The organism is Pedomonas sp. V897 (assembly GCF_051304405.1).
Lineage (GTDB): Bacteria > Pseudomonadota > Alphaproteobacteria > Sphingomonadales > Sphingomonadaceae > Pedomonas.
Map to the genome: position 1 here is coordinate 1 of NZ_JBPPGG010000012.1, position 7,708 is coordinate 7,708.

Annotated in this window: 16 protein-coding genes; 9 read left to right on the forward strand and 7 right to left on the reverse strand. The window is 60.6% G+C overall.

Annotated features, from left to right (window positions below):
* The 5 genes from ACSJJU_RS14760 to ACSJJU_RS14780 all read right to left on the reverse strand — a co-directional run.
* Nucleotides 1-226 (reverse strand): DUF1064 domain-containing protein (locus ACSJJU_RS14760; RefSeq protein ID WP_435916332.1); only part of this gene is annotated, 226 nt, incomplete at its 3' end.
* Nucleotides 220-417, reverse strand: a complete 198-nt coding sequence (locus ACSJJU_RS14765; RefSeq protein WP_435916333.1) for a hypothetical protein — start codon at nucleotides 415-417, stop codon at nucleotides 220-222. The genes ACSJJU_RS14765 and ACSJJU_RS14760, both read right to left, overlap by 7 nt.
* Nucleotides 417-860, reverse strand: coding sequence for a hypothetical protein (locus ACSJJU_RS14770; protein WP_435916334.1), 444 nt, complete (start codon nucleotides 858-860; stop codon nucleotides 417-419). Before ACSJJU_RS14770 ends, ACSJJU_RS14765 begins: the two co-directional genes overlap by 1 nt.
* A 350-nt stretch (nucleotides 861-1,210) precedes the next feature.
* A complete protein-coding gene (locus ACSJJU_RS14775) occupies nucleotides 1,211-1,795 on the reverse strand; it encodes a hypothetical protein (RefSeq protein WP_435916335.1) in 585 nt (194 codons plus the stop codon).
* Nucleotides 1,792-2,202: a hypothetical protein gene (locus tag ACSJJU_RS14780; RefSeq protein WP_435916336.1), complete on the reverse strand. Its 411-nt coding sequence runs from the start codon at nucleotides 2,200-2,202 to the stop codon at nucleotides 1,792-1,794. The genes ACSJJU_RS14775 and ACSJJU_RS14780 overlap by 4 nt, the downstream gene beginning before the upstream one ends.
* Nucleotides 2,203-2,426: 224 nt before the next feature.
* On the opposite strand from ACSJJU_RS14780, the gene ACSJJU_RS14785 reads away from it, so the two are divergent.
* The 3 genes from ACSJJU_RS14785 (at nucleotide 2,427) to ACSJJU_RS14795 (ending at nucleotide 4,690) form a co-directional block, all read left to right on the forward strand.
* A complete protein-coding gene (locus tag ACSJJU_RS14785) occupies nucleotides 2,427-3,230 on the forward strand; it encodes a LexA family protein (RefSeq protein ID WP_435916337.1) in 804 nt (267 codons plus the stop codon).
* Between the two features lie 92 nt (nucleotides 3,231-3,322).
* The gene (locus ACSJJU_RS14790; RefSeq protein WP_435916338.1) at nucleotides 3,323-3,628 is read left to right on the forward strand and encodes a zinc ribbon domain-containing protein; all 306 of its coding nucleotides are present in this window, start codon (nucleotides 3,323-3,325) and stop codon (nucleotides 3,626-3,628) included.
* Nucleotides 3,629-3,727: 99 nt separating this feature from the next.
* Entirely contained in the window at nucleotides 3,728-4,690 is a 963-nt protein-coding gene (locus tag ACSJJU_RS14795) for a hypothetical protein (protein WP_435916339.1), read from the forward strand.
* Between the two features lie 123 nt (nucleotides 4,691-4,813).
* On the opposite strand, the gene ACSJJU_RS14800 is transcribed toward ACSJJU_RS14795, so the two are convergent.
* Nucleotides 4,814-5,110: a HigA family addiction module antitoxin gene (locus ACSJJU_RS14800; protein WP_435916340.1), complete on the reverse strand. Its 297-nt coding sequence runs from the start codon at nucleotides 5,108-5,110 to the stop codon at nucleotides 4,814-4,816.
* Nucleotides 5,110-5,400 carry a type II toxin-antitoxin system RelE/ParE family toxin gene (locus tag ACSJJU_RS14805; protein WP_435916341.1) on the reverse strand — a complete coding sequence of 97 codons (291 nt, stop codon included), beginning with the start codon at nucleotides 5,398-5,400 and terminating at the stop codon, nucleotides 5,110-5,112. The genes ACSJJU_RS14800 and ACSJJU_RS14805 overlap by 1 nt, the downstream gene beginning before the upstream one ends.
* A 311-nt stretch (nucleotides 5,401-5,711) precedes the next feature.
* Here ACSJJU_RS14805 and ACSJJU_RS14810 point away from each other — a divergent pair, with 311 nt between their 5' ends.
* The 6 genes from ACSJJU_RS14810 to ACSJJU_RS14835 all read left to right on the forward strand — a co-directional run bounded on the left by ACSJJU_RS14810 (nucleotide 5,712) and on the right by ACSJJU_RS14835 (nucleotide 7,639).
* Entirely contained in the window at nucleotides 5,712-5,867 is a 156-nt protein-coding gene (locus ACSJJU_RS14810; protein WP_435916342.1) for a hypothetical protein, read from the forward strand.
* On the forward strand, nucleotides 5,864-6,052 hold the full coding sequence (locus ACSJJU_RS14815) for a hypothetical protein (protein WP_435916343.1): 189 nt from the start codon (nucleotides 5,864-5,866) through the stop codon (nucleotides 6,050-6,052). The genes ACSJJU_RS14810 and ACSJJU_RS14815 overlap by 4 nt, the downstream gene beginning before the upstream one ends.
* A gap of 108 nt (nucleotides 6,053-6,160) precedes the next feature.
* Nucleotides 6,161-6,403 carry a DUF2312 domain-containing protein gene (locus ACSJJU_RS14820; protein WP_435913022.1) on the forward strand — a complete coding sequence of 81 codons (243 nt, stop codon included), beginning with the start codon at nucleotides 6,161-6,163 and terminating at the stop codon, nucleotides 6,401-6,403.
* A 71-nt stretch (nucleotides 6,404-6,474) separates the two neighbouring features.
* Complete coding sequence (locus ACSJJU_RS14825) at nucleotides 6,475-6,960, forward strand: hypothetical protein (RefSeq protein WP_435913023.1); 486 nt, start codon at nucleotides 6,475-6,477, stop codon at nucleotides 6,958-6,960.
* A gap of 146 nt (nucleotides 6,961-7,106) precedes the next feature.
* Nucleotides 7,107-7,349 (forward strand): DUF2312 domain-containing protein, encoded by a 243-nt coding sequence (locus tag ACSJJU_RS14830; protein ID WP_435913024.1) that lies wholly within the window; start codon nucleotides 7,107-7,109, stop codon nucleotides 7,347-7,349.
* Nucleotides 7,350-7,354: 5 nt separating this feature from the next.
* Nucleotides 7,355-7,639, forward strand: a complete 285-nt coding sequence (locus ACSJJU_RS14835; protein WP_435913025.1) for a hypothetical protein — start codon at nucleotides 7,355-7,357, stop codon at nucleotides 7,637-7,639.
* Nucleotides 7,640-7,708: the final 69 nt, after the last annotated feature.

The window sequence follows — 7,708 nt, forward strand, 5'->3', positions numbered from 1 at the left end:
CCAGCTCCCCGTTGATCGTGATGGGGAACTCGGGCTGTTGCTCAAGGCGCTGGATCCGCCCGGCCCGCTCGAGCAGGCGCAGCTCATTGCAGCGCAGCGCCTCCTTCTTGCTGTCGTGCATGTGGCCAGCGCCGCAGGGCGTCTTCCGGTTGCCGTATTTGCTCTTGCGCTCGACGCCGCCGAAGAAGGCGGCGGCGGCAGATTGCCTGGACCACGCCTTCACCACAGCCGCACCTCCTTGACCCAGACGCGGCCGAACCGGCGCACCAGCGTGTAGCCGCACATCGGCGGCGGGTTTGTGCAGGCGTTGCGGCGGCGCTCGGCCACCAGCTGGGCGTAGAGACGCAGGCACAGCGCGGTCAGGATCACGACCAGACCGCTGCAGATCAGGGCGAGCCCGTGCAGGGAGACCGGCATCACTGTGCCCTCCCCATTGCGGCAATCGCGCTCAGTGTCGGCGCCAGCGCAGCAGCCTTTTCAGCCAACCGCGCCCTCTCACGGTGATCAATGGTTCCATCAGCCAGCGCCTCCGCACCCTCCGCCACAAATTGCGCGGCGCTGCTCACCGCCTGGGCAATGCAGGTCCCCTCTGCCTCGAGCGGCTTGGCGTAGTACCCGAGCGGGGCCAGCAGCATGTTGAGCGCGTCGGGAGGGAGAACCGCCAGCACGCGCAGGGCGCGAGCAAGCGGGATCATCGGCGGGTCGCTCTCGACGTAGCTCCGGAGGCAACGAGCCTCGTCGCCCGTCGCCGACGCCAGGTCCTCGAAGCGGATATGACGGCCGTGGCCGACATAGAGGCGCAACATTGTCGAAAAGCGGCCCTTTACATCGTCGTCGGAAAGGCCAGGAAGTTTTGTCATGGCAGCAGTCCCCCTGCACACTCACAATCCCCCTCATGGACAGGAACTTCGGGCCGAGACGACTGAGGGGGACACAAGCCGCCCCGGCCCACGCGCGCGCTACGAACGCAGCGGCGCGAAACGCGACTTGGGTGATGGGATGCGGCGGGGGTTTATTTGCACCCCCGCCGCGCTATCGTGGCTGGTGCGAAACAGTCCACGAAAGGAAAGAGATTTGCGCACACCAAGCGAGCGGATCACGGAGCTTGAAGAGCAAATGGAGGCGCTTAAGGCGCAACTGCACTCCATTAGCTCAGCGCCTGTATGGATGCTGTCGGGCCTGCTTTGGGAAATGCAGGATGCAAACATCATCACCGCCTCTCAGCGCCAACAGCTGTGGGAGCGGATGTCGAGAGAGGTTGCTGAGAGCTATTCGCTCCAGCCCGACATGCTTCGGCGACTTCGGCATCAGCTTTCAGACGCTGGCGCGGGACGCTTCCGGTAAGCCAGTAATCAGCGTAGTCTTGGCCGACGCAGGCCCGGATGGCGTCCGCGACAATTCCGCGGACTCCATCTTGCTGAGCAGGCGTCAGGGCGGCGGCACTCGCGTCAGCAGCCCGAGCCGCCAGCGGATTCTGGAGAAGCACCGGCCAGCCGTGATCGTGCCGAACCTGGAGGCCCGGGCATTCGCTGATCAGGGAGGCAACGAAATCGAGGTAGAGATCACCGGGCGTCAGCCGCGCCTCGATGATGGCGACAGCTCCATGCTTGAACGGCTCGTAGGCGACGCGCATCAGGCCCGCCGCTACCTGCCCGCCCGGCGCCAGCGCCCGCAGGCGATCCGCCAAAGCGTCAGACAGCGCCACGTTCGACAGCACGCTCGACAGAGCGGCGAACGACGCGCGGGCGGCACGAACTGTTTCCTGACAGACGCGGAAATCGAGGACGCCGATCATGCGGCACCTCCGTCACCGTCGGGGCGGGAGTTGGACGCCCCCGCCCCTCCGGCTATCGTTGCGGAGTCACAACCAGCAACGAAAGGCCAACCATCATGCCAAACCACGGGAAACCGGGATTCACGGTCATTTGTGAGAATTGCGCCCACGAGTTTTTCCAGCCCGTCGGCAGGCTCGACACGAAAACCCTCGATCCCTGCCCCGCGTGCGGCGCGGACTGTAATTTTGAACCGGAACAGTGGGACGCCGTCGAAGCAGAGTACAGGCAGGCGCTTTTCCACCAGGCTTCCGAAGTCGCACGTCACGCGTTCAGCCAGCTCAAACTGCCAAAGGGCTGGCGCAAGCGATGACAGCGAGCGCATCAGCGCCTCACGACCGACCAGTTCCTGAGTTGCGTGCGCGTTCATCGGGCAGCCTCCGCGACGGAGCGCTGAGGCCGGACCATTCCCTGCTTGCGGCGGTATTGCTGCATAAACTGACGGATCTTCGCCTCAGTCTCAGGCCAGACCCGGCGACCCGAGCGGAGTGAGCTTACAAGCTTCCAGTCGTTAACTGCGGCCCGGCCAAATGTGCTCTCAGCCATGCCGTAGCGGTTCAGAAACGTCTGAATATCGGACAAGAGGGAGCGATCATGTTTCATGACACCGGATTATCGCGGGATACATCCCGCACGTCAACAATCAATGAGGGATATATCCCTAAATTGCGGGAAACCTCCCGCATCTGCATAGTTGCGCCTATGAATCCAACGGGCAAAGTAAACATAGCTGCGCTCAAGAAGGCGCTCATCGAGGCCACCGGTCCAGGCAAGCCGTGGAGCAGGCGAAAACTGTCTCTCGCTGCCGGCATGGGGCCCGACGGCGTGCGCGATATCATCTCCGGGCGCAGCAAGAACCCGGAACTTCAAAATCTTATCGGCCTTGCTGATGCCTTGGGGATACCGCTCTCGACCTTTATTGACGCCCCGGAGGTCTCAGCTCCGCTTACGGTAGAGGTGGTTGGCGCGGTGGCGGCAGGCGTTTGGCGTGAACAATCGGAATGGGACCCCGAAGAGCGGTATACGATCACCGCTGGCCCGTCCCCTTTACCATCTCGTGGCCGCTTCGCCCTCGTGGTCGAAGGCTTCTCCATGGACAAGAAGTTCCCGCCGGGAACGGTTCTCGACTGCCTGAACGTTTACAATGGCATAGTAGTCCCCATGCCCGGCGATTTCGTCATTGTCCGGCGCCAGAACGGCGGCTTGTACGAGACGACGTGCAAGGAACTGGTGCAGAACGAAGACGGGACCTTTTCGCTTGTTGCGCACTCCACCCGGCCAGAGTTCCAGGAGCCCATCCATATCGGGCGCCCCGATGGCGACCACTTTGGGGACACCTCCATCGAAGTCATCGGAATCGTGGTCGGCGCATATCAGTCCGTGTTTCGTCGCCGATAGGCTGCGCAGAGAATAACCCGCCCACATTACCGCCAGAGAAAGTTTCAAGTTTAGTGCGGTGATTACGGCAAGAAAGTAGGGGGAGGAAACAAGTGGGGACCATTACTGTAGGATGGCTGTTAATTCTGTTTATTATCGTCGGGATCGTCACATACGTTGCGGATAAGAAGGGAAAAGTTGCGCCACTGTGGTTTATTTACGCACTATTCCTCACCCCGATAGCCTTCATCCATGTTTTATTGACCAGCCCCAACGTTCGCGAGCTGGAGCAACGTGCAATCGAGAGCGGCAAAAGCAAGAAATGCCCAAAGTGTGCCGAGGTCGTCCGGAAAGAGGCAAACGTTTGCCGCTTCTGCGGGCACGATTTCACGCGCAACCCCAACATGCCTCCTTCGTGACGCAGCCTCTCTTTGGGCGCAACCTATCGTCCTGGTGGATTAGGAAAATCGTTACGGATTAGTTATATAAGGTCTGCGTTCTTAATGAAGGGGGGCTCAATGGCTGAAGGCGTCACCAAGCGTCACGACAACCCGTTACTAAGGCTCGCCGATACCGTCGCCGAACAATTGCAGTCAGACATTATACTGATCAACTCACCTATGGAGCCGGGCCTAGATGACAGGCTAAGGAAACAACTGCCCAAAGAAAGACCCGCATATCCAAATGTTATCGTCATCTTGGTTACTTCAGGCGGGATCGCCGACTGCGCCTATTCATCAGCACGCATACTACAGGATTACTACGACCAATTCACAGTATGCATTTCTGGGTGGTGCAAAAGCGCAGGCACACTGTTCGCCATCGGCGCACATAAGTTGATATTCGGAGAAGAGGGACAGCTGGGACCGTTAGATGTCCAAGTTGTTGAAAAAGACGAAATTGGCAATCGCAACTCCGGCCTAGTTGCAGAAGCTGCTTTCGAAAGCCTTCAGAGAACATCATTCGAGATGTTCGAAAAGTTTATGATGCAAATCAAAGCCAGGTCTGGCGGCAGCGTCACATTTAAGACTGCGGCCGACCTCGCTTCAAAAATGACTATCGGCCTAATGGCCCCCATTTTCGAACAGATTGATCCAATACGCCTTGGCGAAGATGCGAGATCTCAGAAGATTGGAGAAAGCTATGCAATCCGCTTGGACTTGAAGGCTCGCAACCTAAAAGGACAAAACCAGCTAGATATGCTGCTTAATGGCTACCCATCGCATTCGTTCCTCATAGATAGGGAAGAAGCTGGCTGGCTGTTTAACAGCGTAGACCCACTTGAGGGCACTCTTAAGGAACTTGTTGATCATCTCGGCCTTTTGGCTAAGGATCCACGAGAGCATGAGCCAATCGTTTGGATGATGAACGGGCTAAACAATGATAATGAAACAGAAAGCGATGACGCTGACGAAGGAAACCAGGATAGCCAATCCGACTCAGTTGAAGGGGAAACTGAACAGCTCCAAGCAGCCGAATAGCTACCCGGACATTTTCCGTCGCGCGTTGCAAGGAAAGATATCCAAGTTGGAGGATCCAAGTAAGTTGCGACGGCTTTCCAATTAACTCCCATCCAGCCGCCTTCGGGCGGCTTTCTTTTTGCTCTACGCCGCCCGCGGCAGAGGCTGGACGTGAATGTCATCCTCGTGCGTGCGGGCCTGCGCCAAGGCGTACGCCGCCTGCATCCGCAGCAGCGTCTCCGCCTTCAGACCAAACAGCTTCTCGAAGCGAATGGCCATATCGGCCGAAAGGCCGTTCTTCCCACTCAGCAGCTTGCTCACCGCCTCCTTGGACACGCCCAAATGGCGAGCCAGAGCGCTTACAGACAGGCTGGCAGGCTCCACAACCTCGGTGCGGAGGAACTCGCCGGGGTGAACGGTCAAGGCAACCTTGATAGCCATCAGTGGTAGTCCTCCAAATCCATATCGAAGATTTTTCCGGCGTCAGGGTCGATGCGGAACGTCAGCCGCCAGTTCCTGGTAACCGTCAGGCTCCATGTTCCGGCCCGGCCTCCCTTTAGCTGGTGCGCATCCCAGTTTGGTGGAACGCTGAGTTCGTCTACCGAACTCAGCGCGTCCAGATAGGCGATCATCTTCCTCAAACGATCGGCCACCTGCGCATCCAGGCCACGCGGGACACCGCTCTCAACGAAACGCCGCAACGCCTTATGCCGGATACTCTCGATTTCCATCGCCACTCATGTTGCGATTCTCGCAATAGCATGTCAACCGTCAGTTGACGGATGACGCGCGTTTCCGTCGCATATTTTGCCCACTCCCCAGCCGCCTTCGGGCGGTTTTTTTATTACAGGCCACACCCTAAACCGCGCGCGGGACAAATCCCGCATTTTTATCTTGACGAGGGATACATCCCGCATTTAGCCTAATCCCCATCAGCCGCTGATCGCCTCCGGGCCGAAGACGCGGCAGAGCAGATGGGGGACGCCATGAGATACGCTCAGACAATCCAGCCAGCGCATCAGCCCTCAATGGAGGGTAACCGATGAACCGCCCCACCCACTATTCCAGCCGCCCGGCGCCCCTCCCCGCCTACGCCGTGTTTGCCGAGATCGTCGGCATGGTGGGCCTCTCGGCGGGCATTATCCTGCTGGCCGGCATGGTCGGCTACCTCCTCTTGAGCGGAGGGAACCACCCATGATCGTGCGCTACTTCCGCGAGATGTGGCATGTGGCCACCCGCTGCGGCCCGGTTCGGCATGAGGGCGGCACCTGGACGCCGCTGCTGCTCGGTGCGGGCTATACCGAGGCCGACGCCATTGCCCGTGCCGAGAAGCTGGGACTGATCTCCCCGGAGCCACCGCGACGCTTGAGGCGGGTGAAATGACACCCGCCGATCCCCTGCCCCCCGCCGCCGGTGAGGTCGAGGACGACGGCTTTGTCACCGTCCACCCGGCCCCACCGGCGCCCCGGGGCACGATACCAGGAGAAAACGATGAGTGAAGTGATTGCCGCCGACCTGTTGCGCCAGCTGATCGAGCGCGTGGAGCGGCTTGAGGGCGAAAAGAAGGATATCGCCGAGGACATCCGCGAGGTGTTCGCCGAGGCGAAGGCGCAAGGGTTCGACGTGAAGGCCATGCGTCAGGTCATCAAGCTGCGCCGCATGGAGAAGCACAAACGACAGGAGGCCGAGGCGCTGCTCGAAACCTACATGGCCGCGCTTGGCATGACCGAGTGATCCACCCCGTCTCTCCCCTGGCGGCCGGTGCGCGTACCTGGCCGGCCGCCCCTACCATGACAGTTTTTGACATGTCCACGTCACCGCATCTCACCCTGACCAAGGACCGGCTGGATCGATTTGTGAAGGGCCAGCGGGTTTACTACGTCCGTCCGCTGCCCGCCGCGCCGCATCGGGTGGAATTTGTCAAATGCACGGTGACATGGACGCGCGGCCCGAAAATGACGCTCGCGGCCTCGCAGATGGGCCAAACAATCTACCGGCGCAATCTGGTCAACTCCCCGGTGCAACCCGATGGTGCGCAGATATGGTGCGGCCTGACAGAGAGCGAGGCGCGGGAGCGTGCGTACAGGCTCGGCGCCGGCGCAATCGCTAAACGCATCGAGCGCCTATCCCGTCGCGTACATGAGCAGGAGGCCGCTGCCGGAACCTACGCGCTGGCGCTGGACCGACAGTCCCTCGAACGCATGAAGCACGTAAAGCCGCACCTGGAGCCATTCGGAATGTGGATTGACGAGCTCCCCGCCGCCCCGGAGGCCACCGACCCCGGCGGCTAACCCCTTCCCACGCCCGATCTCCCTCCCCAAGCGCGGTGCCGGGACGGGCGTGTGGGGAGGTCAGACCCGGCGCCGCAACAGTTGCCCCCGCCGGTGGGGCTCCCCTCCCCTGAGGCCCCACCGGCACCCCACCGCAGGAGATGCGCATGGCCGAAGTTATTGCAGCCGACGTGCTCCGCAAGCTGATCGAGCGCGTGGAGCGGCTGGAAGAGGAGAAAAAAGGCCTCATGCAGGACATCGAGGAGGTGTTCGTCGAGGCCAAGGACCATGGGTTTGACGTGGAGATCATGAAGCAGGTCATCAAGCTGCGCGGCATGGCGAAGCACAAGCGCCAAGAGGCCGAGGCCCTGCTGGAGACCTACCTCGCCGCGCTGGGCATGGTGGGATGACCATCATGGAGAGACCAACCCTTCACGAAATCGCGGCCATGCCGTTCCCTCAAAGCATCAATGCGCTGCGCCAGCACTACGACAAGAACTGGGGTCGGTTCGAGAACGGTGAGCCGCGGGCTTTCGAGGTGACTGTCCGGTACAGCATCTACAAGACCGGCTCCGAGACCTACACCGTGGAAGCCGGGAGCGAGGAAGAGGCCGAAAGCAAGGCCGAAGAGCTCTTCGCTGCCGAGTATGGCGACGAGGCGGAAATTGACTCCATGGAGGTGGAGGCAGCCGATGACTGACCGCCTGACCAAGGGCAAGCGCGTGATCTGCGAGTGGGAGCGCCGCGACCACTACGGACGCCCCCTCGC